The organism is Ochrobactrum sp. RH2CCR150 (assembly GCA_014138095.1).
GTDB lineage: Bacteria > Pseudomonadota > Alphaproteobacteria > Rhizobiales > Rhizobiaceae > Brucella > Brucella gambitense.
In genome coordinates this window covers 83,764-109,541 of the sequence record JACGXE010000007.1, presented here as the reverse complement: position 1 = coordinate 109,541, position 25,778 = coordinate 83,764, and the positions used below count along the sequence as shown (strand labels likewise).

The following is a 25,778-nucleotide window of genomic DNA, read 5'->3' as shown; positions in this document are numbered from 1 at the left end:
GTTCGTTTTGCGTCGTCTGCGTTTAGCGCGCACACGATAATCTTCGATCGAAAACCGGAATAATTTTTGGGTGAGTTGGACAGTTTCATCCTCATCGCAAAGAAATCCAGCTCCGATCTTGACATATGTCATAAGTTAGAATTAGCTTGATTGAAATTGAGCAGATGTCGCTTCGAGGAGACCCTTGCGAGGGTGGAGCGCATCGAGCTTGGGAGGAAATACTTGTGACTGGATTGTACGCTGCAATCTTCGATTGCGTGATTGCACACGGCTGTGTTCCAGCTGGAACATCCGCTTGCCAACGGCAGGGCTCGGATCAGAAACTGGCTTGTACTTTGCTGGGTTCTTCGCCTGAACTGGTGAAGTCTCTATGAGTTACGAATTCAGTTTCAGCTTCCTCAGCCAGTACTGGCCGCTACTGCTCAAGGGTACATTGGCGACGATCCAGATGTCCCTGATCGTCACGGTGCTTGGCTTCGTGCTGGGTACGATCTGTGCGGTTGCCAGCATCAGCAAATACAAGTTTCTGCGTATTCTCGTGGCGATCTATGTGGAGGCAATCCGTAATACACCTCTGCTCGTGCAGCTGTTTCTGGTCTATTTTGGACTGTCTTCCATGGGCGTCAAGTTTTCCGCCCAAACATCGGCGTTGATCGGCCTGACCATCAATGTCGGCGCTTATTCCAGCGAGATCATTCGTGCGGGCTTGCAGGCCATTCATCCCGGCCAGCTGGAAGCCGCGGACACGCTGGGTTTGTCCCGTTTGCAAATGCTTGCGGGGATTATGCTGCCGCCTGCGCTTGAAAAGGTCTATCCCGCTCTCGTCAGCCAGTATGTGCTGTTGATGCTGGCAACGAGCGTGGCGTCCCAGATATCGGCTGAAGAGTTGACCGGGGCTGCGTCCAGAATCCAGTCGATGACATTTCGTTCTTTCGAAGTCTATCTCGTCATTCTGGTCATCTATCTCGTCCTTTCCCTATTGATGCGGGGGCTGTTCAAGCTTCTGGGGTTGGCGTTGTTTCCACGCAAACGCCGTCTTGGCACCAATCTTTAGGAGGTCGGGATGTTTACGAATTTCTCCTGGATTCACATTGAAGTTCTGCTGCAGGGATTGGTCTGGACAGTTCTGCTCTCCATCATTGCCTTCATATTCGGTGGGCTGCTTGGCTTTGCCGTGGCGCTGGCTGGAATAGCGAAGAACAAGGCTCTTGTTGCTCTGGTCGATGGTTATATCGTTCTGGTGCAGGGCACGCCGGTTCTGATCCTGATGTTCATCGTTTACTTTGGTTTGCCGGTCTTTGGCATTGAAGTTTCTTCTCTTTTTGCGGCCAGCGTTGCGATGACAATTTTTGCCAGCGCCTTCCTCGGCGCCATCTGGCGGGGCAGTCTGCAATCCGTGCCGCGCACGCAGTGGGAAGCATCCGATTGCCTGGCACTGACTGGATTGCAGGGGCTGTTCCTCGTTATCATGCCTCAAGCTGTTCGCATCGCGACGCCGCCAACGGTCGGCTTCATGGTCCAGATCGTCAAGAACACGTCGCTCGCATCGATCATCGGCATGGCCGAAATGACCTATATCGGCAAGGAGATCAACGCTTCAACGTTCCAGCCTTTCACGACCTATCTCGTGATCGCATTCTTCTACTTTTGCATTTGCTTCCCGCTCTCAGCGGCCAGCCGGAAATTCGAGAGGATGTACAGTGTCAGCCGTCGTTAAGTTTGTTGACGTTCATAAAAGCTATGGCTCGCTGCCGGTGCTCAGAGGTATCAATCTCGAAATTGAGAAGGGGCAGGTTGTTGCTCTGATTGGACGAAGCGGTTCAGGCAAAAGCACCGCGCTTCGCTGTGTCGACCGGCTCGAAACAGTCAATAGCGGGGACATTTGGGTTTGCGATCATCGTGTCAGTGACCCCGATATCAATCTGCGCGCTCTCCGGCAGGATGTTGGCATCGTCTTCCAGAGCTACAACCTGTTTCCGCATCTGACGGTCGAGCAAAACATCACTCTGGCGCTGCGCTGGGTCAAGAAACTGACAAGACCAGCCGCGCGTGAATTAGCCGAGATGGTTCTGCGGCAGGTTGGTCTGGCGGAAAAAATTGATTCCTATCCAGAACAATTGTCCGGCGGACAACAGCAGCGCGTGGCCATTGCCCGATCACTTGCGATGAAGCCGAAGGTCATGCTGTTCGACGAGGTGACCTCGGCGCTTGACCCGGAACTGACCGGCGAAGTGCTGAAGGTCATCGAGGATCTTGCCAGAAATGGCATGACAATGCTGCTCGTCACCCACGAGATGGATTTTGCCAAGCGCGTGGCGGACAAGGTTGTCTTCATGCATCAGGGACTGATTTGCGAGCAAGGTGGACCAGCGATTTTGGCCAGCCCGCAAACGCCTGAATTGCGCAGCTTTGTTGGCGCGCATCACTGAACATCCAATCAAAGCATGTGGTGTTGATGAGGAGCGACACCATCAACAACAGGAGGAGGAAATATGACTATTCTGAACAAGAGAAAATTTCTCGCGATGATGGGCCTTGGCATCGGCATGGCGGCCATGATGGCGCAGCCGTCCTTTGCCGATCAGCTGGATACAATCCGCCAGCGTGGCAAGCTGCAAGTCGCTATTGATCTTGGCAACCCGCCTTATGCGATGCGTGATGCGAAGTTCCAGCCGACCGGCTCGGAAGTCGAAACGGCACAGCTGCTGGCCAAAGACATGGGCGTGGATATCGAGTTTCTGACGGTTCCGACCTCGGGCCGTATTCCGTTCCTTGTTTCGGGTAAGGCGGATTTGGCCGTGTCGACGCTGTCGATAACAAAGGAGCGACTTGAGGTGGTGGATTTCAGCATCCCTTATGCTGAAACCGCAATCGTTGTTGCTGCGCCTAAAGAAGCAAACGTCAAGTCCTATGCGGATCTGGCCAATGCATCGGTCGCGGTCACGCGTGGCACGGTCAACGACACCAATCTGACGGAAAAGACGGCGGATGTTTCCGGTGTCCAGATCGTGCGGTTTGAAGATGATCCGACGTCAAGTGCCGCAGTCACCAGTGGCCAGATTGCGATCTATGCAACATCCCGTCCACTTCTGACCGAATTGATCAAAGCCAATCCCAAGCTTGATCTCGAAGAGAAGTTTGTCGCCAAGGCTTATCCGCTTGGCATTGCGCTTCGCAAGAACGAGCCGAAGCTCAAGGAATGGATTGACGCCTGGATCAAGACAAATCTCGACAATGGCAAGCTGATCGACATTTACGAAAAATACCACGGCGCTCGTCTGGACCCGCAAAAGCTGCTGGCCAGTGATTTGCCTCGGTCGTGACGAAGCTGTCGTGGCGGGGCGGTGAGGGCCTCGACCCGCCACGGCGTTGGTCTGGATACTGATGGAACGGAACCTTGCTCTTGAGAACTTGGACGATCCCGAAACCAGTAGATGAGAGCGCGTCCCGAAAAGTCTGAAACGATTTTCGGAAAAGATGCGCGTTAAAACAAACATTTAGAGCGCTAATCGGATCCTACCATATCGAAACGCGCTCTAGCGTGCAGGAACGAAATGATGACAGACAAGTTCAGTGTAAGAGACAAGATCGCCATTGTGACCGGCGGGCTGGGGCAGCTTGGAACACAGTTCAGCAAGTCGCTTGCGGAATCTGGCGCCAAGGTGGCGATCTTCAGTCGCCGGGCAATCGATGCCGCCGATCTTGAGGCGAAGTTTCCGGGCCTGACGAAGAACATTCGCGTTTATGTGGCGAGCGTTACAGACAAGGCCAGCCTTGAGCAGGCAACCGAGCAGTTGATCGCCGATTGGGGCGTGCCGCATATTCTGGTCAACAATGCAGGCATCGATTCAAAGCCATCGGGGTCGGCGGACCAGAACAGCCCCTTTGAAATCTATCCGCAGAAATACTGGAACGAAATCATCGAGACCAATCTAACGGGTGTGATGCTATGTTGTCAGGTGATCGGCTCGAAGATGGCGGACGCCAGACGCGGGAGCATCATCAATGTTGGTTCGATCTACGGCATCGTGTCGCCAAATCAGGCGCTCTATGCCTATCGCGAAGCGCGAGACGGCGAGCCCTTCATCAAGGCTGTCTCGTATGCAGCTTCCAAATCCGGCCTTGTCAATCTGACCCGCTATCTCGGCACCTATTGGGGAACCAAGAATGTCCGGGTGAACCTGATTTCATTCGGTGGCGTGAAAACCGCAAACTTCGACAAGGAATTTGTGGATGCGTTTCTTGAACGCGTGCCGATGAACCGACAAGCTGAGATCGATGAATATAATGGCGTGATACAGTTTCTGGCATCTGATGCCTCGTCATACATGACAGGCTCGAATGTCGTCGTCGATGGAGGCTTTACGGCATGGTGACAGAACAGGCAGACAATCGATATCTGACGAGGCGCGCGTTACCTGATCGTGACAAGCTGCACGTCTCGGTCGTTGAGGCGCTGGAAGCGCAGATTCTTTCCGGCAAACTCAAGATTGGCGATCGTCTGCCTGCCGAAGCCGCAATGGCGCGTGAATTCAATGTAAGCACGCGATCTGTTCGTGAAGCGCTTCAAATTCTCGAAACAAAGGGTCTCGTTCGCCGCAAGCACGGTGAAAGAGCGCTTGTTGTGCGTGACGACGTCGGAGAATTTCTCGGTTCGCTTGCAACGACTGTCAAACAGCTCTTTGCCAATAATTCCGACTATCTCGTCCAGCTGATGGATGTGCGCCGGATCATCGAGACGGAAGTCGTAACGCGGCTGAGTTCGGAAGACTTGGTGATGACGCCGGAAGTTGATGAGGCACTTGCCAGCATGAGAGCTGCGGCTGACGCCAAAGACATGGCTCGATTTACCGACAGCGACGCCGCTTTCCATCTCGGACTCGTGCATTCCGTGGGCAACGAGATACTCAATGTCGTCTATGACAATCTTTTCTCGATCATCATTGATGTCATCCGGGTCACGAGCCGCGTGCCGAACAAGTCGCTGGAGGACGGGTTTGCCGAGCATGAGGAAATCTACAACCTCATCAAGGCCAGAGAACCCGAGACCGCCCGACAATCCATTCGCAGACAGATCGATGAAAGTTCGCGCTATCTCAAGGTCGCGCTGGACAATTCAAATCTTAAGAACAAGGTCAAAACCAAATGAGCAACTTCGATTATTCCGATACTGACTGGGCGTCGATCGAGCGTCTTTCGAAATGGTATTCCGGCGATGTCCATGACAGCCTGGAACAACTCGGTGGCTGGGGTTATCTGGACGGCATATCGTTACAGGGTGAATTGAAGCCGGGCGAAGTGGTCTGCGGCCCGGCAGTCACGGTGCAGTTTGCTCCAAGCGAACGTCGCAATCAGCCGCAGGATGTTTATCACAACGCCATCGACAACGCACCCAAGGGCGGCATTGTTGTCGTTGATGCATCTTGCGCGCAAGGCTCATGTTCGGGAGAGTTGATGAGCTCAGGCGCTAAAACGCGGGGCGCGGCTGCCACGATCGTCAACGGCACTGTCCGTGATATCGCGCAGGTTCGCCATCTCGGCTATCCGCTTTTCGGTCGTGCACGGTCTCCGGTGTCGGTGTCCGGCAAGATGGAACCGAAGCTCTCGCAAGTTCCAATCGAAATCGCCGGTGTGAAGATTATGCCGGGCGACGTTGTTTTCGCGGATATTGATGGCGTTGTCGTCATTCCCAAGGCCATGGTTGCAGCAGTCGCGGATCAGGCCGACAAGCTGGGCGCAAATGAAGCTTCGGCCCGTGACCGCATTCTGGGTGGCGAAAAGCTGCAGTCGGTCTGGCCGGTCGAGTCGAAATACGGCGCCTGATCAAGCGGCTTCTTGACATAAAAAAGGCCGCCCATGAGGCGGCCTTTTCATAATATTGCTGGCGAACCGATTACGGCGTCACGTCGAAACCGAACCACTTTTCGGAGAGGCGCTTGATGGTGCCATCAGCCTTGGCGGCTTCGATGGCTTCATTGAACATCTTCTGAAGTTCAGGCTCGTTCTTGCGAAGACCAACGGCAACGCCGCGACCCAGAATGCCGCCCTTAAAGAAAGGGCCAGTCATGACTATATCTTCGTTGCCTGGCTTCTTGGCGGCATCGCTGAGATAAGCCAGCGAAGCGACGACGAGATCGACGCGGCCCGACTTGAGGTCGAGGTCATGCTGATCGGTGGTCTTGTATTCGCGGATATCGGCAGAATCCTTGAAATACTTGTCGAGCAGCGACAGGCCGAGCGAGGCAGTCTGTACACCGATGGTGCGGCCCTTGATTTCAGCCTTGACGTCGTCGATTGCCTTCTGGGCGGCGGCTTCATCCTTGGCCAGATAGAGCGTTTCGCCCGTATGCGGCAGCTTGGCGAAAGGGCTGTCCTTCAGCGTGGCGAAGGTCTGGGGCGTCAAGCCGTAGGAAACGGAGAAATCGATAGTTTCTTCACGCTTCGGCGTGGCAGTCAGGCCAGCCATGATCGCATCGAACTTGCCTGCATTCAAGGCCGGGATGATGCCGTCGAAAGGCTGTGCAATCATGGTGCACTCAACCTTCATGCGGGCGCAGAGGTCTTTGCTCAGTTCGATTTCATAGCCGTCCAGCGTGCCGTCTGGCTTGGTGAAATTATACGGACGGAAAGCGCCTTCGGTTGCGATGGTGATCTTGGTCCACTTCTTCTCTTCGGCATGGGCCGAAACAGCGGTCACAACGAGGGCCGAAACGAGCAGGGCTTTGAACAATCCCTTGGTCTTCATCTTAATTACCTTACTGCAGTTAAGTGCTGAGCGGTCTTTTGGCATAAATCAGTGACGTTTGAAATAATCAGCCAGCGTTTTCGTGGCTGATAAACTTGCGAAAACGCTCTGATTTGGAGTTTGTGAACACATCTTCGGGTGCGCCGTCTTCTTCGACGAGCCCCTGATGAACGAAGATGACCCGGTTCGACACGTCGCGGGCAAAGCCCATTTCGTGCGTGACGACAAGCATGGTGCGGCCTTCCTCGGCCAATCCGCGCATGACGCGCAGCACTTCGCCGACGAGTTCGGGATCAAGCGCGGAGGTCGGTTCGTCGAACAGCATCACTTTTGGCTTCATCGCCAGCGCGCGCGCAATGGCGGCGCGCTGTTGCTGGCCGCCGGAGAGATGCGAGGGGTAGAAGTCGCGCTTGTCTGCAATGCCAACCTTGGCCAGCAGCGCTTCAGCTTCTGCGATACATTCCGCGCGCGGCCGACCCTGAACATAGATCGGCGCTTCGATGATGTTTTCTAGAATGGTCTTGTGTGACCACAGATTGAAGCTCTGGAAAACCATGCCGAGTTCAGAACGGATCCGCGAGACCTGCTTCTTGTCGGCGGGATAGGCTTCGCCCTTGGAATTCTTGGCCATGCGGATCGTCTCACCGGAAACGGTAACCGTGCCCGATGTTGGAATTTCCAGAAGGTTGATGCAGCGTAGCAAAGTGGACTTTCCCGACCCCGAAGAACCGAGGATAGAAATGACTTCGCCTTCGCGCGCTTCAAGCGAAATGCCTTTCAGCACTTCATTGGCGCCAAAGCTTTTACGCAGGTTTTCAACTTTTAGCGCCACCGGTGCGTTAGGAGAGATGGCTTTACTCACGATGTTTTTCCTTCGGTGGAGATGCTGACGGCTGGCTGGCGCAAATAGGGCGTGAGCCTGTATTCGGCAATCAGGAGCAAGCGTGTCAGAACGAAATTGATAGCCAGATAGATGGCGCCCGCGATCACGAACACCTCAATCACGCGGTAGCTTTCTGCAATGAGCTTGGCCGCAATGCCGGTGACTTCCATGAGCGTGATAATGGAGGCAAGCGAGGTCGCCTTGATCATCGATATCATCTCATTGCCGTAGCCGGGCAGTGCCTGACGGATGGCAAGCGGCATTACTACTCTGCGGAAGCAGGTGAAACGCGACATGCCACAGGCTTTTGCCGCCTCGATCTGGCCGTGCGGCACCGACAACAGGCCGCCGCGAATGATCTCGCTGGCATAGGCCGCGTTATTCAGCGTCAATGCGATGATCGCACACCAATATGGTTCACGAAGAACGGGCCACAGGAATGAATAGCGGATCGTCGAAAACTGGCTGAGGCCATAATAGATGATGAAGATCTGCACCAGAAGCGGTGTGCCGCGGAACACGAAGACATAGAGCCGGGCGATCCAGTCGAGGACACCTATTCCCGACAGACGCATCATCGCAAACAGCAGGGCAAGAATTGCGCCGCAAACGATGGATATAGCAGCAAGCTGCAGCGTCAGCGGCACGCCGCCCATCATTGCCAGAAAGGATTCTGTATAGAATTGAAGGTTCATTTTGCCCTCCTGACGCCGCGCGAGAAGTGACGTTCAGCGGCTTGCAGAATGCCGCCGGAAACGGAGGAAATCAGCAGATAGAGCGCGCCTGCGATCAGGAAAAAGTTGAACGGCAAACCCGTGGAGCCCGCACCAATCTGCGCCTGACGCAGAATATCAACCACGCCAACGACAGAAATCAGTGCAGATTCCTTCAAGGCAACCTGCCAGACATTGCCAAGACCCGGCAGTGCATGGCGCAAAGCCAGCGGTGCGATAATACGACGGAACTTGAGCGCCTGACCCATGCCGCAGGCTGATGCAGCTTCAAGTTCTCCCTTGGAGACGGCTCTGAAGGCACCGCGGAACACTTCCGTATGATGTGCGCCGCAGGAAATACCGATTGCCAGCACACCAGCCAGAAAGGCGGGAAAGCCGATGAAACCCTGAGCACCGAAGAACTTTCCAAGCGCTGTGATGGCGGCGCTGCCGCCAAAATAGAACAGATAGATCACCAGAAGATCGGGGATGCCGCGAATGACGGTGGTATAGCCGTCAGCGATGCCGCGCAGTGTGCGTCCGCCGGAAATCTTTGCCCATGCGGCAAAGACACCAATCGTTGCGCCCAGCAGAAAGCCGACCACGGCCAGCGAGACTGTTACCAGAGACGCCATCACGAGAACATAGCCCCAGCCATCGGGGCCGAAGCTTAAAATATCGAAAAAAGCCTTCATAGTGCTTCAGGCCAATTCTTGAAGGAGCGATTGAACTTCATTTCACTTTCCGGCGGCCATATTGGGCCGTCTTTCACTTCGCTGCGACGGGCAGGGCAGGTTGCACGCTGTCGGGAATTGGATTGACAAAAACGTCGCCATTCAGCTTTTTCACGTGGTCCTGTTTGGCTTCTGCAATCCGTTCGGGATTCAGAAACAGTTCCACTGCCGTGCTTCCCATAACCTTTGCTGCGTGAGCCATTCCTTTATGAGCAGCAGGCAATTTACCCTGCGCCACCATTTGCCACGAATGGAGCGGCGTGCCAATAGCGCAGGTCGCGCCACGCATCTGCACGGTGGGGACAACCCAGCTCACACTGCCGACGTCTGTTGAACCAACAAGGGAATTGTCTCCCTTATACGGCTCATAAACATCTTCACAAAGAGCAAGGCCGTCCTTGGGCTCGACGCCGAAACGGCGAAAGGCGTCAGAAATGTCTTCCTTGGATAGCGTTGCCTGAAAACGCTGTGCCATTTCCTGGTCTTTTGCGTCGAAAATGGGAGCCCCCAGACGTTCCAGCTCGCGCTGCATGAGCTGTTCCAGCGGCTTGTTGCCGATCAGATTGGCGTCGCCGCTGACGATTTCGCTGCGAACTGTTGTTTCCGTCATGAGTGCTGCGCCATCAGCAATTTTTTTGACCCGTTCAAGCAAGGTCTGCATGACGGGCAGGCTCAGAGCACGGATCAGATAGCGGACACTGGCCTTGGCCTGCACAACATTGGGCGCGAAGCCACCCGTATCTGTTACGGCGTAATGAATGCGGGCCGTTGATGGCATATGCTCGCGCATGTAATTAACGCCGACATTCATCAGCTCAACGGCGTCGAGCGCGCTGCGTCCCAAATGAGGAGCGGAGGCGGCGTGCGCCGCGCGACCCGAGAAATGAAAGCTTATTTCGTTACAAGCCAGCGACACAGGGTCGTTGACGCCTGCGAAAGGTGCCGGGTGCCAGCAAAAGGCAATGTCGACATCGTCAAAAAGGCCTTCACGCACCATGAAGCCCTTGGCCGATCCGCCTTCTTCTGCCGGGCAGCCGTAATAGCGCACGCGGCCTTTGATTCCATGCGTTTCCAGATATTGCTTCACTGCGGCGGCTGCCAGAAGGGAACCGGCGCCAAGCAGATTATGGCCGCAGCCATGACCGTGGCCGCCTGCCTCAACAGGCTGTTCTTCCGCAATGCCAGCGATCTGGCTCAAGCCGGGAAGGGCATCGAATTCGCCAAGAATGGCAATGATCGGACCTTCATCGCCGGCTTCCCCCATGACGGCGGTTGGCAGTCCTGCGATGCCGCGTGAGACGCGAAACCCCTCGGTTTCAAGCATCGCAGCATGAGCGGCGCTGGACTCATATTCTTCGTAATTGGTCTCGGGATTATCCCAAACCGTGTCGCTGAGTTCGAAGTAAGCGGCACTTTTGCCGTCTACGATATCCCAGATATCGTGATGGTTCTTTGCCATAGCTCGACCCTCCATCGTCTGGCTCCCTCTGTTTCGGGGTCCGTTATTGTCGGCCCTTATGTTCGGGATTGCGCTTTTCAGCGCAATCCCGTCGAAGGGGGTAATCTGAAGTGGTGCTGATTACCCCCTTCTGCGTTCATGTCAAACATTGAATTGAAAGCCATCAACCGTGAATGCCTGACCTGTGATGAAACACGGTTCGGATGTGGCAAGGAAAGTGACGAGGCGTGCGACATCGTCAGCGCAGCCAAGGCGACCGAGTGCGATGCCCTTGATGACTTCATCGGCGCGTTCGGTAACATTCGTGTCAATCTCCGTGCGGATGACGCCGGGGCAGATCGCATTGACGGCGATATTCGGGCCAAGTTCCTTGGCGAGCGAGCGCGTCATGCCGAGAATGCCAGCTTTTGCGGCGGCGTAGGCAAATCTGCTGACGGCTGCGGTCACGCCACCGGAAAGTGCATTGAGTGACGACATGGAAACAATGCGGCCGCCGCCCTGTTTCAGCATATGTGGCGCCGAATGCTGGATATAATTGAAGCAGCTTTTCAGGTTGATCGCGATCGCGCGGTCGAACTCATCTTCCGAAATGTCGAGAATCCCCACCGGCGCAGAACGGCCTGCATTGTTGAGCAGAAAATCAAGGCGGCCAAATGTTTCAATCGTTTGCGCAACGACTTCACCAGCACGCTTGTGGCTGGAAACATCTGCCACGCAGGAGATTGCCTTGACGCCGAGGCCTTCGATTTCGGCTGTGGTTGCCGCCAACTCCGCTTCCAGCAGATCAACCAGCGCAATGTCATAGCCCGCACGCGCCAGATCGAGAGCGCAGGCCTTTCCGATGCCCCTTGCTCCGCCGGTAACAATGGCAACCTTGTTTTGTGAGTTCATTTCCAGATGCGCTCCTTTTTGTATTGCCACTTGATCGTATGTCTGCCACATTATTCCACAATAGGAATTTGGTTCACATATATGAACATAGAAAACAGTGGTGAAGTTAAGTCGGCCGTTCGGGTTCTTGAGATCCTCGAGTTCCTCGGTCGTGCGCATAAGCCGGTGACGCTCAAAGCGATCGTCGCAGAGCTCGGTTATCCCAAAAGCAGCACGTTCAATCTGCTGGCCACATTGGTGGCGCGGGCCTATGTCGTTCGCGACGATACCGAGTCCTATCGCATCCATGAGGCATTTCGTGACGGGCCGGGCTGGTCGAGCGGAAGCGACGCCTATCTGATCGCAACGGCCCAGCCGATCATGGACGCCATGCGCGACAGCGAAGGCGAGACCGTCTTTCTCGGTACGCGCCGCAAGGATGGGCGGGTTAAGCTCCTCGCCAAGAGCGTCAGTCATCAGGCGGTTCGTTTCGATTCCGATCTGACAGGGTCTGATCCCGCTTATTGCACCGCGATGGGACGGGTTCTTCTGGCGCATTGGCAGCCGGAAAAGACATCTACCTATCTAGCCAAAGAACGGATCGTTCCGCTGACGGACAAGACCGTGATTGATCGGGTACAGATACGCCGCATCATTGAAGCGGCCCGCGAAGCTGGCTTTGCCATCTGCGACGAAGAGGCAGTGGTCGGTGGTTCGGGTGTTGCAGCCCCGGTTTTCGATGCCAGCGGCGATGTGATTGCGACGCTCAATATGGCCACGATCTCATCGCGCTTTACCGCATGTCGCCAGCGCATGATTGACGCTGTCGTCAAGCACGCGGCGGAGTTGAGCGCGCGTCTCGGATATAAACCAACAGCAGCAGACAAGCAGTAACATGGATATAGAATTCAAAGAAAAGCGGGTCCTGGTGACCGGGGCCGCAAGAGGAATTGGACGGGCTATCTGCGAGGCATTTGCTGCGGATGGCGCAATCGTCACTGCTACAGACGTTCTGGATGCCGAACTGGCAACATTGGCCAGTGAAGCGCGGCCCGCGCGTGGCGGCTCGATCAGAACGACGCATCTGGATGTGACTGATGAGGCTGCAATTGCAGCATTGGCGGCGGAAGAAGACGCCAATGGCGGGTTTGATATTTTTGTCCATGTTGCAGGCGGCGTGCTCGGGCAGCAGAAACGTCCTGTGGATGAAGTTCCGGCTGCGGATTGGGATCGTATCTACGACATCAATGTGCGCGGCGCATTTCTGGTTGCCCGGGCACTTGTCCCGGCCATGAAGCGGCGGGGCACGGGCAAAATGGTCTTCATTTCCAGTGGCGCCGGTCTTGGCGTCAGTCTGACGGGCATTCAGGCCTATGCGAGTGCAAAGGCAGCCCTGATCAGTCTTGCCCGCCAGTTGGGCCATGAACTTGGACCGTTCGGGATCAACGTCAATGCGGTTGCTCCCGGCTTTTTGCGCACCAGCCCTGATTATGAGCGCCAATGGGCTTCCTATGGTGACGAGGGACAGGCCGCGATGATCAATGAAATTCCGTTGCGCCGGATCGGACTGCCGGAAGATATCTCAAACGCCGTGCTCTTTCTCGCATCTCCCTTTGCGAGCTGGATCACGGGGCAGACATTATCGGTCAGTGGAGGGCCGACATCATGACAACCGACGCTCCCGTGCCAACCTGGACCTGGTCCGAAGAACGGCTTCAAACCATCATGAATCGCGCCCGCGCTGGCCGTAGTTTCAAGCCTGCATCCTGGCAGGGCGGCGCTCGATGCGCAGTCGCACTCTCTTTCGATTCAGACCATGACACGTTTGAACTGCGCGATGGCGGAAAGTCGATTTCGGCTTTGTCGCAGGGGCAGTTTGGGCCAAGGCAGGGTATTCCGCGCATTCGCGAAATTCTGCGCCAGGACAACATTCCAGCCACATTCTTCGTACCTGCCATTTCCGCCATGCATTATCCTGATGAGCAACGCGCATTGATCGGCGAGGGGCACGAAATTGCCCTTCATGGTTGGATACACGAGCGGAACACATTGCTTGACGATGAAACAGAGCGCGATCTTCAACACCGTGCCGCCGATGTGCTGGAAAAGATCACCGGTGTTCGCCCGGTCGGCATTCGTACGCCGTCCTGGGATTTCAGCGACAACACATTGCAGATCACTTCTGAAATGGGATTGATCTACGATTCATCGCTTATGGCTGATGTTGATTGCTACGAGCTTTTGCTCAATGGCGAGCCGTGTGGTGTCACCGAACTGCCAGTTGAGTGGATCCGCGATGATGCAGCCTATCTCGTCATGGACCGTTGGGGCGGGTTGCGCCCCCAGATCGCGCCGCACGATATTCTCCAGATATTCCTTCGGGAGTTTGATGCAGCCTATGAAGAGGGCGGTATTTTCCAGCTGACTATGCATCCGGATATCATCGGTCATCGTTCGAGAATCTGGATACTGAAAGAGCTGATTGCTCATATTCGTACCTATAAGGATATTTGGTTCGCGACCCATGCGGATGTTGCGCGTTATGCCAAGCTAAATGGCTGATAATTAACGCTTTGCGACACAGCTGAAACTAACCTTGGCCCGATTTTCGGGACGGACGCGGTTCGCGATCTGTGGTCACTGATGTCTTTTAAAAAGCGGAATTAAATTCATATATATGAACATAATTCTGCTTTTCATCGCTCGCTCGTGGGTTCAAACTCTTTGCAACCGGGTAGAGAAAAGCGCGTAACCGCCGCTCGCATTGCCGATAGAAAACACAAATAAGCATGAGGGAACTATGCTGAAGAAAATTGCGGCCATCGGCCTTTGCACTTTGTCGATGCTTTATAGCGGCAGTGTTATGGCGAAAGACTGGAAAGCTGTGACGGTTGGTGTCGAGGGCGCTTTTCCGCCTTTCAATTTGACAAGCCCGGGCGGTGAGCTTCAGGGCCTTGACCTTGATGTCATCAAGGAAGTCTGCAAGCGCGCCGAACTTGAATGCAACATTGTTGCGCAGGATTGGGATAGCCAGATCCCGTCGCTGCTGGCCGGAAAATTCGACGTTGTGCTGACGATGGGGCCGAACCCCGAGCGTCGCAAGGTTATCGATTTCTCCGATCCATATGTGATCACGCCGAACACGTTCCTGGTGCCAGCTGATGGTCCTTTGGCCAACCTGCCTCACACGGGTGAAAGCCTTTCCACGGATACCGAGGAAGGCAAAAAGGCGATTGCTGACCTCAAGGAAGCGTTGAAAGGCAAGACGATTGGCGCATCGCTTTCGACCAGCCAGTTGCAGTTTGTCGAACAGAATTTCGGTGATGCCGTTCAGGTCCGCACCTATAAGGGATCGGAACAGGTTAAGCTGGATCTCGAATCCGGCCGCGTTGACGGTCAGTACGACAATGTGGTTTTCGCACGTGACCGCGCTGAGAAGAGCAATGGAAGGCTGAAGATCACTGGGCCGCTTCTGGTTGGTGGCATCCAGGCAACCAATGTCTGCATTGGCCTGCGTAAGGAAGAGCCGGAACTGAAGGCCAAGCTCGACAAGGCACTGGCTGAAATGCGGGCAGATGGCACGCTCGCCAAGATGTCGGAAAAGTGGTTTTCCATGGATTTGAGCCCGAAGAGCTAAGCCCGTTCAGCCCCATTCTTTCAGAAAAGCCCCGTTTTGCGGGGCTTTTTCTGTCATGGGTGCCGTAAAAGGTCCGAGCCATATGGCGATGCGATCATCTTAATTGCAAAGCGTACGACCTCATTCATCCTCTATTCAAACATCTGGAATTAAAGCATAGTCCGGCACATATGGAGGGACCAAGAATGGTATCTGTAGTTAAGACGACGGTTGCATCGCTTTGTCTCGGCGGCGTGATGGCAATGCTTTCGCCCATGCTCGCAACGACCGCTTCCGCAGCAGAGTTGCAGCGTTGTGCAAGTGAGGGCGGCATATGCCGACTGCCTTATCCGGCTGAAGTTGTCTATGGAACAGGCGGGCGCAACACGTCCCGTTTCATCGATCGCCCGGAAGTGCCGTGCTCGAACCGTGTTTTTGACGATCCCGCACCGGGCAAGAAGAAAAGCTGCTCTTTCGTTGTCCGTGACCGTGACTACCGCGACGGTCGTCCCGACCGCCCCGATCGTCGGAGCCGACCAGATCGTTATGATGACCGGGACCGGGACTGGAGACCTTGCGCCAAGGAAGGCGGGTACTGTGACTTCTATGGTCGCAAACGGGTTCGCTATGGCGCAAACGGTCGCTTTATAGAGCGCACTTTCCGTGATGGGGTTGATTGCGGCAATTATTCATTCGGTGATCCGGCACCCGGAAAAGGAAAAGCCTGCTACGTGCTGGACTAAGTTCTTAAGCATTTTGCAAGCCCGAAGGCATCCCGTTTAGGGTGCCTTCGGGCTTATTTTATCTGATGAGGACTCAGTTGCTGCGTGCTCTCAATGCGCGTTTACAAGACTGTGTATAATCGAGAACATTGTGCGCGCACCGTCGGCTGCGGCAAGAATGGCCTGCTGCATCGGCCCTGCCGCGCAGTCACCTGCAGCGTAGATGCCCTTCATTGAAGTCTCGTTCATTTCGTTGCGCCACAAGCCGCTGTCATCGCGTATGTTGAGTGGCAATCCGGTGACGATGGGTGTCTGGCTTTGAAGTGGTCTGATCCATAGTGATTGGATGTCCTCCCGACGTCCATCCCTGAGCACTATTCCACCGATGGTGTGACCATCGCCACTGAGAACTTCTTTGACTGGTGTTGTTACCAGATTGACCTCTGCGCGCGATAGATCAGACAACTTCTCCGCTGGAAGGCCAGCGCCGTTGGTGAAAACGGTCAGGCGGCCCGCCCAATTCTTGAAGAATACGGCGTGATCCAGCATGGCTGTTGTTTCCACAAGCACACCCCAATGCTCGCCGCGATGCTCAAAGCCATCGCAGAAGGGGCAATGATGAACGCCGCGGCCCCAGTTTTCCACGAGGCCTTCAATTGCCGGTAGTTGATCAGTCACGCCAAGGGCCAGGAGAATTTTGGGCGCAAAAACAATGTCTCCATCGGCCAACTCCACTGAATAGCCGCCGTCCGCTGGCTGGATAGTTTGGACCAGACCTTCCCGATAGGTCACCGTGTCATAGCGCAATAACTCTGCGCGCGCCGCCTTCCGGAATTCCTGCGGCAGGATACCATCCCGCGACAGGTAGCTATGCATTGCAGGCGCCTTGCGGTTCCGAGGCTCCCCGCCATCTATGATAAGCACTTTGCGCAATGCGCGCCCAGCGATCAGGGCCGCAGAAAGTCCGGCGGGACCGCCGCCGATGATGATGGTCTCGTAGTTTTGCATGATTGTTGATCCGGTTATCTTGATAGCCGTTGATGGTGTCCATGCTGAAACAACTTTTTGAGCTGCCATTACGAGCCTCCATAACGGTGTTTATCGATTATGACACAACATAAGTTACGTGAGATGAGAGAGTCAACAGTCATGTAACTTCACTTGTATCAATTTGCTTTCCGGTCAGAAATATCCGATAATCCCGCCTGTCTTTTCAGGCCGATACAAAGAGTGAAAATATATGAGGCAGGATAGCCGGCTATCGCGCATGTTGCATGTTTTGATCCATATGGAGCATCACGACGGCGCCATGACGTCAGAGGAAATTGCATCGATGCTGGATGCCAATCCAGTGGTGATCCGACGCACGATGGCGGGACTTCGTAAGGAAGGCTATGTACGCTCGGAGAAGGGGCATGGCGGTGGCTGGACACTGGCGCGGCCGCTTGATCAGCTGACATTGTTTGACATTTATCGCGCTGTTGGCGAGCCGTCTATTTTTGCAGTCGGTCCGGCCTATGACATGCCAGGTTGCGTTATAGAACAAGCAGTTAACGAAAAACTCAAAAGCGTTTTCAATGAAGCAGAACAACTGCTTATGACGCGATTACAAGGCGTTACCCTTGCCGATATTGCGCAGAATTTTTCTACAAGCATGGCGAGGAATGGCCATTCGGGAAAAGCAGACTCAACTTCTGCCTAGAGTTTCCATCGGGGGTCGGCTGCTCGTCGGTGCTTGTTTCAATCGGGCGCTGTCTCCCACAGTTACGCGACCATGAATAAGCCACATTAAGCCATGGTTCCTTGTCTCGGGATTTAAAGTCAAGCTCGCGCTGTTTTGCTTTAAAACCGTGCAAAACCGCATTCAGCAACGGTTCATGATCATACCGGTAACGCTTCTGTGAAGTTGCCGCAATTTGCCTCTATTCGCATTCCAGCATGCGCGGAATCGGAAGCAGGCCCTTTGCTTATCAGTTCTGCCTTCCAGAAGGAGAAGGATCTATGTCTATTCGTTCCAAGCTTCGCGCCACTGTTGCGATACCGGTGATGTCGGTCTGCATTTTTGCGCAGCCATCTTTCGCGGATATGCTGTCGCAGCCCTATCAAGTGGCTCAGGAAAACAGCGAAGAGCGAGCACCTCAGGAGCAGCCCGTTGAACAGCCACAGGCAGAGGGCGAGCGTCCTTCTGAAGAGGGGCACGGGCGTCGCCAGGCTGAGCAAGAGGAAGCCCAGCGTCAGGCCGAAGAGCGCAAGCGTGCCGAGCAGGAAGAAGCTCATCGTCAGGAAGTAGAAAAGCAGCAGGCGGAAAAAGCAGAGGCAGCAAGGCAGGCTGAAGAACGCAAGGCGGCAGAGGCTGAAACGCAGCGTCAGGCTGCTGAACAGAAAAAGGCCGGAGAAGAAGCTGCCGCACAACAGAAGGCGGCAGAACAAGCGCAGCGCAAAGCCGAGGAACAGCAGAAGGCAGAACAGGAAGCTTCTGAGCGCAACGCCGAGAAGCAGAAGCAGGAGAAGGCTGCTGCTGAGGAAGCTGAAAAGCAGACCGCTGAGCAAAAGAAGGCGGCAGAGCAGGAAACACAGCGCGAAGCCACAGAGAAGAAGCCTGCGCCAGAAGAAAGCACGCCGAAAGGCGAGGCTGAACCGGAACAACAGGCTCCCGCCCACAAGAAGCCAGCGGCGAAGACGCCGGATGCAAACAGTGTACCGGAAGAGGCCGGCAAGGAAACCGTTGAGCGTCCCAAAAAGAAACCCGCTCCAGCAGACGATGCGCAGGCACAGAAGCCTGAACCGCAGCCGGAATCTGCTCCAGCTCCAGCCCAGTCGACAGAACCGCAGACTGGCGAAACCAGTCCCCTTCAGCCGTCGGAACAGCCAGCTGCTAAAGAACAGCATGGAAAGAAGAACCGCGAGCCGTCACCGGTAGAACAGCAACCAGTGGAGCAGCCGCAGGAAGCTGAAAAGAAGCCGGAGCCAGTGCCCGCAATCGTGGACAAGCGCTCGGCAGCCGAAAAGGAAGCCATCGCAAAAGATCCGTCGAAGACCGACGAAACGGTGGTTCTACCAGTCGAAAATGGCGCTGCCATTCTCGATAGCGACAAGGATGCCGATAATAGCGGTGGCAATCAGGCCCGCGAGGAACGTCGCAAGCAACGCGGTCAACAGCGTGAAGCCGAAGCTTCAGCACCACCCCCCGCAGACGACGCATCCGCTCAGGTTGCAATCCCCGAGCAGATCAAGGCTGATCTTCCCAAGAAGATTGAAGCCAATCTGAAGGAGAAGGGAAAGCGTGTCGATGAGGCACCCGCTTTCGTTGTCCCGGAAACCACAAATATCGTGAACAACACCGTAGTTAATAATACCGTCGTCAATAACACGACAGTCAACAACGTTACGAACAACGTCACCAATGTGAAAGTGCTCGAGCAGGTCGACAACCGCGTTGTTATGGATGTCGGTGATCGGATGTTCGTGCGCGGTGATGATCGTCCACGTCTGCGCCACAATGCCGAAGAAGCCTATTATGATGAGCTGCCACGCGGCCGCATGCGCGAAACGATTGTGCGTCCCGGTGGCTACCGTGTGGTCACTGTTTATGACCGTTATGGTGATGTTGTGCAGCGCTCCCGTATCGACCGCGACGGCAACGAATATCTGATGGTCTATGCCCCCGACTATGAAGATACGCCGCGTGCCGCTATCGCCGATGTTGGTTACGATCTGCCACCGATGCGCCTCACGATCCCTGTCAGCGATTATATCATCGACGTAACAGACGACCGTGATCGTGACTTCTATGACTTCCTGGCCATGCCTCCGGTCGAGCGTGTTGAACGCGTCTACACGATCGATGAAGTGCGCCATTCTGCACGTCTGCGCGATAAGGTGCGTCGTATCGATCTCGACACAATCCACTTCGCGACCGGCAGCGCGGAAGTCTCGCTTTCGCAGGCCAAGACACTGCGCAAAGTGGCCGACGCCATGCAAAAGGTCCTTGCCAAAGATCCCGGCGAAACCTTCTTCATCGAAGGCCACACAGATGCTGTCGGTTCTGATCGATCGAACCTTGTTCTCTCTGACAAGCGCGCAGAGTCGGTCGCGAGCCTGCTGACGGAAGTCTATGATATTCCGGCTGAAAATCTTGTCACACAAGGTTATGGTGAGCGGTTCCTGAAGATCAAGACCGATGGACCGGAACAGGAAAACCGTCGGGTTACCATTCGCCGCGTGACGCCGTTGGTTCGCCCGGTGGCGCAACGCTAACCACCGGTGGCGCATCTCAAGTAACTGCTCAGGCCGCATGATAAATGCGGCCTGAGCTATAAATATCAGTCCCCTAGTACCTGTTTGTCGTCGCCGTCGCGGGACCGGACAAGCTCCTCCTTGATCTGTCGGAGCACATGGGCGGAGCGACTGCGGTCGGCATAGGCTACCATGTTGGCCAGAATATCGATTGTCGCCAGATAGGCATATCGGGTGGATGTGGGGCGAAAGATATTCTTGCCCTCATCGAGATCGATAGCGATCACCAAATCAGAAGCCTGTGCTACGGCGGAATTGCTTTGGGTTATCGCAATGGTGGGAATAGCGCGGGCGCGCAGCAAATTCATGCAATGCACCAGATCACGGTCGCGACCTGTGATGGATGAACCAATCACAACCGTTCCCGGTTGGGCGGCGGCGGAGAGCATGTGGTTCATGCTGTGATCCGTTGATGCATTGATGCGGCATCCAAGACGAAACAGCCGGTTGTGGAGTTCATTGGCGATCATGGCCGAGTTGCCGGTTGCACCGAAGGCCTGAATGAAATCAGCCCCACGCAGCAAATGGGCGGCCTTTTCCATGGCAGCCAGATCGAGTTGGCGGTGAAGCTGGAAAAGCGCATTTTGCGCTTTGGTGATAATGTCTTCCGCTACTTCTTCTACCGTGCTGGTTTCTGTTTCCGGCATCAGGTAACGCAAGCCGACATAGGTGATTTTGGCCAGTTGCACCTTGAAGTCGGAGTAGCCCTGACAGCCTATCCGCCTGCAAAACCGCGTTACGGTCGGCGGAGATACGCCCGCTTTTTCTGCCAGCTCACCAATGGAAGAATTGACGACGAAATCGACATTTTCAAGCACAACAGCGGCGAGCTTTTTCTCGAGACCGGAAAGTTTGCCTTCCTTGTCTGACAATGCGTGAATGACGTCCATGGGATCTCCGGTCGGGGTGCAAACTGCGTTCGGCAGACGGTCTATCATGTTTGTATTATGAAAAATAATTACAGAACTATGGAAATTTTCCACGTTCTGATCAATGATTATCTCTTACAAGAGAGCTATCAAGAAAATAATATACACCGCTAGCAAGCATCGCATTCCGCACCCGAGAGAGGCACTCCATGACGTTCCCCTGGCCAGAAGCAGGCACGCCACTTGAAAACATCCCCACGCCAATGCCGGTCATCGATGAAGATCGTATGGCTTCGAACATTGCCCGCGCGCAGGCTTATTTCGATCAGCATGGGAAGGCTTTTCGCCCACACATCAAGACGCACAAAATCCCCTCTGTCGCGCGACAGCAGGTGGAAGCGGGCGCCAAAGGCATCAATTGCCAGAAGATCACAGAGGCGGAGGTTTTTGCCGATGCCGGTTTCGATGACATCCTGATTACCTATAACATTCTGGGTGCAGCGAAGCTTGCGCGGTTAAAAGCGCTCAATGAGAAAATTGGCGGCTTGAAGGTGACGGTCGACAGTGACGTCACGATTAAAGGGCTTGGTGAAACCTTCAACGCCGAGCGACCGCTCTCAGTGCTGGTGGAATGCGATACGGGCGGCAAGCGTTGTGGCGTTCAGACGCCCGATGCCGCTGTGGCGTTGGCTGAGCTGATCTTTGCGCAGCCGGGGCTGCGTTTTGCCGGTATTTTGACCTATCCAGCGGCGGGTGGGGCAGAGCGGGTCGAGAGTTTCATCGTCGAGACGATGGAAAAGCTTTCCGCGAAAGGAATAGATTGCCAGATCCGTTCCAATGGCGGCTCACCGGACCTTTACTCCGCACATCTGGTGCCATCTGCCACGGAGCACCGTGCCGGCACCTATGTCTATAATGACCGCAGCATGGTTCGGGCAGGGCATTGCACCAATGACGATCTTGCTATGCACATTCTGGCGACTGTGGTTTCCAGACCTGCGCCGGGCAGGGCGGTGCTTGATTGCGGTTCCAAAGCTCTGACATCCGACCTTCTGGGCTTTGTCGATCATGGTACCATCGAAGGCTTTGATGGCGCGCGGGTTGTTTCTCTTTCGGAGGAGCACGGTGTGGTGGACCTGACAGATTGCAAGCAGGAGTTTCCGCCGGTGGGTGCCGTTGTGCGCGTCATCCCGAACCACACATGTGTCGTTAGCAACCTTTTCGACCAAATGGTTTTTCATCGCGATGGTGTGGTGACTCGCGTTGAAGATGTTGCCGCGCGTGGCACTGTTTGGTGAGTTGTGTGGTGTCCGACGTGTGAATTGACGGTGTACCGCCAAAAAAATGGGTGGAATTTGTGAAAAAAGAGCCGGGTTTTCCGGCTCTTTTTTCATCTGATAAGTAAAATTACTCCCGTTGAAGCATGGCGTCAGCATCGAAAGGCCTTGATTGAACGAGCATTTTTAACTTGCCACCCCTCGAGTCATCCCCATTGGATCATGAAAATGAATTTCATATATTTTCACGGGTCGGCTAGGTTGGCGACGTCTGCCGCGATATCCTGTTGACACAGCCAATATTCAACGCATTATCAAGAAAATAAATTACAGAAAATAATCAAAGGGTGAACATAAGGCGGAGACTACCTTCATACTCCAAATTCAATTGTTGTATCGGCTTATTCGCCGGGCTGCGTGAACTGTTCCTTGCGTGCAGGACGTGGAGACAATCTTGAAGCCAGCGCACCTGATCGTCGGGTCTTGTGCATGACCATTTGCAAGCATGCCTTGCTTACCCCGTCCACTTGGAACCAATTCATGCGCATATTCACAGCCTCAATGGCTACGGAAACAAATACATTTTCTCCCGTTCCAACGGACATGGACGCATTCAAGGCTGCCTTTTATGCTGGGCCGGGTAAGCATCCGGAAACGCCGACCCTGTGTTCATCGGTTGTGCCTATCTTGCGTCGCCGCGGCAAAGCCGAAGGTTTCACGGTTATCGAAGGCACGTCGTGCTGGGCTGAACCTGCAGGTCTCATCCAACGCCAGACCTATGAGACGCTGCGCGATACAATTCTGGCCGAACTGAAAGCAGCGCTTCCTGTGGATGCTGTCGTTCTTGGACTGCATGGTGCAATGGTGGCGCAAGGCTATGATGATCCGGAAGGCGACTTTCTGGAAAAAGTGCGCGCGATTGTCGGTCCTGACATTCTGGTCGCTGCTGAGTTCGATCCGCACAGTCACCTGACGGCCAAGCGTGTGGCCAATCTCGACATTATGGCAACGTTCCTTGAGTTCCCACATACGGATTTTGAGGAGCGGGGAGAACATGTCGTCGATCTGGCTCTCAGGACGCTGCGCGGAGAAGTCAAGCCTGTCATTTCGACCTTCGATTGTCGCATGATCACCATCTACCCCACCAATCGCGAGCCAATGCGGTCCTATGTCGATCGCCTCGTGGCCATGCAGGGCAAGAATGGCGTCCTGTCGATTTCCGTGATCCATGGTTTCATGGCCGGTGACGCGCCCGATATGGGGACGCGGATTGTTGTCGTTACGGATAATGACAAGGCCAAAGGTGATCAGCTTGCGCGCGAGCTTGGGCAGGAACTTTACAGTATGCGCAAACTGACCGCCATGGAGATGTTCGATACCGAAGCCGGTCTGGACCGCGTACTGGAAGTGCGCGCCAGCGATCTCTCGCGTCCTGTTGTGATCTCTGACATATGGGATAATCCGGGCGGCGGCGTGGCGGGTGACGCGACCTATATTCTGCGTCGTATGTTTGAACGCAAGCTCGACAGTTTCGCCGTTGCCACCATCTGGGATCCGGTTGCCGTTGCCTTTTGCCATGCGGCAGGCGAGGGAGCCGAGCTTGAAATCCGCGTCGGCGGCAAATCTTCATGGCAGGGCGGTGAACCACTGGATTTGCGCGTGACCATAGAAAAGGTGGCGGATGCAGGCTGGCAGAGTTTCCGCAACAGTAGGGTTAATCTGGGACGCGTTGCGGTAATCCGTCCCGTTGGAACACAAATTGATATCATTCTGATCACCAGCCGGTCTCAGACCTATGAACCGGATATCTTCACTAACCTTGGGATCGATTTTGCCAACAAGGATTTCCTCGTCGTCAAGTCGACCAATCATTTCCAGGCCGGGTTTCAGCCTGTCGCGTCGGAGATTGTCTATATCGCAGCGCCAACTTCATATCCGACCAATCCAGCAGTTACACCATACAGGAAAGCAAGTCTGGAGCTCTGGCCACGGGTCGCCGATCCGCTAGGGCTGGATTAACAACAGCGAACTATCAGTCAGTTCAATTATAAAAGGGGAGTTACAATGAAGAAACGTTTTCTGCTGGCGGCCACCGCAGCACTGTTATGTTCAAGCGCAATGGCTTTCGCGCAATCGTCGGATGGCATTCTGACCATTGCAACCATTGGCGAGCCGCCAACACTGGACGCGATGCAGACCCCAACCGATATCGTCCTGACAATTGATCAGCATATCTTTGAGACGCTCTATACCTATGATGAACAGTGGAAGTCGGTTCCCTTGCTCGCTGCCGGTATGCCGGAAATCTCTGAAGATGGCTTGACTTACCGGATTGCGCTGAGGGAAGGGGTGAAGTTCCACGATGGCAGCGATTTTGACTCCAAGGACGTCGTCGCATCTTTGAAACGTTGGATGGAAATCAATTCCAAGGGCAAGCAGGTTGCTGGCATCGTGGAAAGCCTGACTGAAGACGGTGACCATGCCGTCATCATCAAGCTCAAGTCGCGTTATGCGCCGCTTCTCGCCACGCTCTCGCAGGCGTCGATCATCATTCCGTCCGAGACGATCGCCGATACGCTGACGAAGTTCGTCGGCACTGGTCCCTATGCGCTCAAGGAACGCAAGCCCGATCAGTACACACAGCTTGTCCGCTTCGACGACTATAAGTCCCCGGAAGGCGAACCGAGCAATTATGCGGGCAAGCGTGAGGCGATTGCAAAGGAACTGCGCTTTGTGCCCGTTCCTGATGCGAATACGCGCGTCGAGGGACTGATCTCCGGTCAGTTTGATTTCGCAGACTCACTTCCCGTCAGCGCCTATGAGCGCGTTGAGGCAAGCGGCAAGGCCAAGCCGGTCATTTTCAAAAACTCCGGCTGGGCCTCCATGAATATCAACATGAAGGAAGGCGCGCTCGTCAAAAAGGAACTGCGTCAGGCAGTGCAGGCCGCACTCAATGCGTCCGACATGATGCTCGCAGCCTTCTCCGATGACCGTTTCTACAGCGTCGACGGTTCCATCTTCCCCGAAGGTTCGTTCTGGCACACGGAAGCCGGTGTCGCCCGCTATGGCGAGGGTGATCCGGAAACCGCTGCCAAGCTCTTGAAAGATGCCGGATATGACGGCACGCCGATCCGGCTGCTGACCAGCCGTCAATATGAGTTTCATTACAAGATCGGTGAAGTGGCGAAAGCCTATCTTGAGGCAGCAGGTTTCAAGGTGGATATGCAGGTTGTCGATTGGGCCACATTGACGACACGCCGCGCCGATCCGAAAGAATGGGATATCTTCATTACCCATTCGAATTTCCCGGGTGATCCGACGACAATCAACACCATCACGGATACCTATCCGGGCTGGTATATATCGGACCAGAAAGCCAAGGCTGTCGCGACCTATATGGATGCGACGAGCGATGAAGCAAAGCAGAAGGCGTGGGAAGGCATCCAGACCGTCATCTATGATGACGCGCCGCTCTACAAGGTCGGCAATTTCAATGCGCTTGCCGGCGTTGCGGATGGAGTGTCCGGTTATACGCCAACTTACTGGCCGCATTTCTGGAATGTAGCCCCTAAGAAGTGAGGCAGACTATGTCGA

25 protein-coding genes are annotated in these 25,778 nt (G+C 54.8%); 17 read left to right on the top strand and 8 right to left on the bottom strand.

The annotated features are described in order from the left end of the window. Positions 1-370 precede the first annotated feature (370 nt). From FHW03_RS15790 to FHW03_RS15760, 7 genes are all read left to right on the top strand, one after another. Complete coding sequence (locus FHW03_RS15790; RefSeq protein ID WP_182521496.1) at positions 371-1,054, top strand: amino acid ABC transporter permease; 684 nt, start codon at positions 371-373, stop codon at positions 1,052-1,054. Positions 1,055-1,063: 9 nt separating this feature from the next. Further along, complete coding sequence (locus FHW03_RS15785; protein ID WP_138785652.1) at positions 1,064-1,717, top strand: amino acid ABC transporter permease; 654 nt, start codon at positions 1,064-1,066, stop codon at positions 1,715-1,717. Further along, positions 1,701-2,429: an amino acid ABC transporter ATP-binding protein gene (locus FHW03_RS15780; protein ID WP_182521495.1), complete on the top strand. Its 729-nt coding sequence runs from the start codon at positions 1,701-1,703 to the stop codon at positions 2,427-2,429. Before FHW03_RS15785 ends, FHW03_RS15780 begins: the two co-directional genes overlap by 17 nt. 63 nt (positions 2,430-2,492) lie before the next feature. Further along, positions 2,493-3,323 (top strand): transporter substrate-binding domain-containing protein, encoded by an 831-nt coding sequence (locus FHW03_RS15775; protein ID WP_182521494.1) that lies wholly within the window; start codon positions 2,493-2,495, stop codon positions 3,321-3,323. A gap of 231 nt (positions 3,324-3,554) precedes the next feature. Continuing rightward, positions 3,555-4,376 (top strand): SDR family oxidoreductase, encoded by an 822-nt coding sequence (locus FHW03_RS15770; RefSeq protein WP_113534230.1) that lies wholly within the window; start codon positions 3,555-3,557, stop codon positions 4,374-4,376. Further along, complete coding sequence (locus FHW03_RS15765) at positions 4,370-5,149, top strand: FadR/GntR family transcriptional regulator (protein WP_182521493.1); 780 nt, start codon at positions 4,370-4,372, stop codon at positions 5,147-5,149. The genes FHW03_RS15770 and FHW03_RS15765 overlap by 7 nt, the downstream gene beginning before the upstream one ends. Beyond that, positions 5,146-5,823, top strand: coding sequence for an RraA family protein (locus FHW03_RS15760; RefSeq protein WP_138785650.1), 678 nt, complete (start codon positions 5,146-5,148; stop codon positions 5,821-5,823). Before FHW03_RS15765 ends, FHW03_RS15760 begins: the two co-directional genes overlap by 4 nt. Before the next feature lie 70 nt (positions 5,824-5,893). Here the strand turns inward: FHW03_RS15760 and FHW03_RS15755 are convergent, their stop codons facing one another. From FHW03_RS15755 to FHW03_RS15730, 6 genes are all read right to left on the bottom strand, one after another. Then, positions 5,894-6,745: a transporter substrate-binding domain-containing protein gene (locus FHW03_RS15755; RefSeq protein ID WP_182521492.1), complete on the bottom strand. Its 852-nt coding sequence runs from the start codon at positions 6,743-6,745 to the stop codon at positions 5,894-5,896. 67 nt (positions 6,746-6,812) lie between these two features. Continuing rightward, complete coding sequence (locus FHW03_RS15750) at positions 6,813-7,607, bottom strand: ATP-binding cassette domain-containing protein (protein ID WP_182521491.1); 795 nt, start codon at positions 7,605-7,607, stop codon at positions 6,813-6,815. Continuing rightward, positions 7,604-8,323 (bottom strand): ABC transporter permease, encoded by a 720-nt coding sequence (locus tag FHW03_RS15745; RefSeq protein WP_182521490.1) that lies wholly within the window; start codon positions 8,321-8,323, stop codon positions 7,604-7,606. The genes FHW03_RS15750 and FHW03_RS15745 overlap by 4 nt, the downstream gene beginning before the upstream one ends. After that, positions 8,320-9,036: an ABC transporter permease subunit gene (locus FHW03_RS15740; protein ID WP_182521489.1), complete on the bottom strand. Its 717-nt coding sequence runs from the start codon at positions 9,034-9,036 to the stop codon at positions 8,320-8,322. Before FHW03_RS15740 ends, FHW03_RS15745 begins: the two co-directional genes overlap by 4 nt. Before the next feature lie 73 nt (positions 9,037-9,109). Further along, positions 9,110-10,534 carry a M20 family metallopeptidase gene (locus tag FHW03_RS15735; RefSeq protein WP_377514978.1) on the bottom strand — a complete coding sequence of 475 codons (1,425 nt, stop codon included), beginning with the start codon at positions 10,532-10,534 and terminating at the stop codon, positions 9,110-9,112. A gap of 141 nt (positions 10,535-10,675) precedes the next feature. Beyond that, complete coding sequence (locus tag FHW03_RS15730) at positions 10,676-11,425, bottom strand: SDR family NAD(P)-dependent oxidoreductase (RefSeq protein WP_182521487.1); 750 nt, start codon at positions 11,423-11,425, stop codon at positions 10,676-10,678. 81 nt (positions 11,426-11,506) lie between these two features. Here FHW03_RS15730 and FHW03_RS15725 point away from each other — a divergent pair, with 81 nt between their 5' ends. From FHW03_RS15725 to FHW03_RS15705, 5 genes are all read left to right on the top strand, one after another. After that, positions 11,507-12,298: an IclR family transcriptional regulator gene (locus FHW03_RS15725; RefSeq protein WP_182521486.1), complete on the top strand. Its 792-nt coding sequence runs from the start codon at positions 11,507-11,509 to the stop codon at positions 12,296-12,298. A gap of 1 nt (position 12,299) precedes the next feature. Further along, the gene (locus tag FHW03_RS15720) at positions 12,300-13,073 is read left to right on the top strand and encodes an SDR family NAD(P)-dependent oxidoreductase (protein WP_182521485.1); all 774 of its coding nucleotides are present in this window, start codon (positions 12,300-12,302) and stop codon (positions 13,071-13,073) included. Next, on the top strand, positions 13,070-13,966 hold the full coding sequence (locus FHW03_RS15715; protein WP_182521484.1) for a polysaccharide deacetylase: 897 nt from the start codon (positions 13,070-13,072) through the stop codon (positions 13,964-13,966). The genes FHW03_RS15720 and FHW03_RS15715 overlap by 4 nt, the downstream gene beginning before the upstream one ends. Positions 13,967-14,204: 238 nt before the next feature. Next, the gene (locus FHW03_RS15710) at positions 14,205-15,041 is read left to right on the top strand and encodes a transporter substrate-binding domain-containing protein (protein ID WP_182521483.1); all 837 of its coding nucleotides are present in this window, start codon (positions 14,205-14,207) and stop codon (positions 15,039-15,041) included. A 185-nt stretch (positions 15,042-15,226) separates the two neighbouring features. Further along, positions 15,227-15,763 carry a hypothetical protein gene (locus FHW03_RS15705; protein WP_182521482.1) on the top strand — a complete coding sequence of 179 codons (537 nt, stop codon included), beginning with the start codon at positions 15,227-15,229 and terminating at the stop codon, positions 15,761-15,763. Between the two features lie 90 nt (positions 15,764-15,853). Here FHW03_RS15705 and FHW03_RS15700 read toward each other — a convergent pair whose 3' ends face one another. Next, the gene (locus tag FHW03_RS15700; RefSeq protein WP_182521481.1) at positions 15,854-16,819 is read right to left on the bottom strand and encodes an NAD(P)/FAD-dependent oxidoreductase; all 966 of its coding nucleotides are present in this window, start codon (positions 16,817-16,819) and stop codon (positions 15,854-15,856) included. Between the two features lie 163 nt (positions 16,820-16,982). On the opposite strand from FHW03_RS15700, the gene FHW03_RS15695 reads away from it, so the two are divergent. Together FHW03_RS15695 and FHW03_RS15690 are read left to right on the top strand one after the other, a co-directional pair. Further along, positions 16,983-17,444 (top strand): Rrf2 family transcriptional regulator, encoded by a 462-nt coding sequence (locus FHW03_RS15695; RefSeq protein WP_182521480.1) that lies wholly within the window; start codon positions 16,983-16,985, stop codon positions 17,442-17,444. Between the two features lie 299 nt (positions 17,445-17,743). Beyond that, entirely contained in the window at positions 17,744-19,999 is a 2,256-nt protein-coding gene (locus FHW03_RS15690; protein WP_182521479.1) for an OmpA family protein, read from the top strand. 65 nt (positions 20,000-20,064) lie between these two features. Here the strand turns inward: FHW03_RS15690 and FHW03_RS15685 are convergent, their stop codons facing one another. After that, the gene (locus tag FHW03_RS15685; protein ID WP_182521478.1) at positions 20,065-20,928 is read right to left on the bottom strand and encodes a MurR/RpiR family transcriptional regulator; all 864 of its coding nucleotides are present in this window, start codon (positions 20,926-20,928) and stop codon (positions 20,065-20,067) included. A 188-nt stretch (positions 20,929-21,116) separates the two neighbouring features. Here FHW03_RS15685 and FHW03_RS15680 point away from each other — a divergent pair, with 188 nt between their 5' ends. From FHW03_RS15680 to FHW03_RS15670, 3 genes are all read left to right on the top strand, one after another. After that, complete coding sequence (locus FHW03_RS15680) at positions 21,117-22,205, top strand: D-TA family PLP-dependent enzyme (protein ID WP_182521477.1); 1,089 nt, start codon at positions 21,117-21,119, stop codon at positions 22,203-22,205. Between the two features lie 519 nt (positions 22,206-22,724). Continuing rightward, complete coding sequence (locus FHW03_RS15675; protein ID WP_182521476.1) at positions 22,725-24,203, top strand: M81 family metallopeptidase; 1,479 nt, start codon at positions 22,725-22,727, stop codon at positions 24,201-24,203. Positions 24,204-24,248: 45 nt separating this feature from the next. Further along, a complete protein-coding gene (locus FHW03_RS15670; RefSeq protein ID WP_182521475.1) occupies positions 24,249-25,763 on the top strand; it encodes an ABC transporter substrate-binding protein in 1,515 nt (504 codons plus the stop codon). The last annotated feature ends 15 nt before the right edge of the window (positions 25,764-25,778 follow it).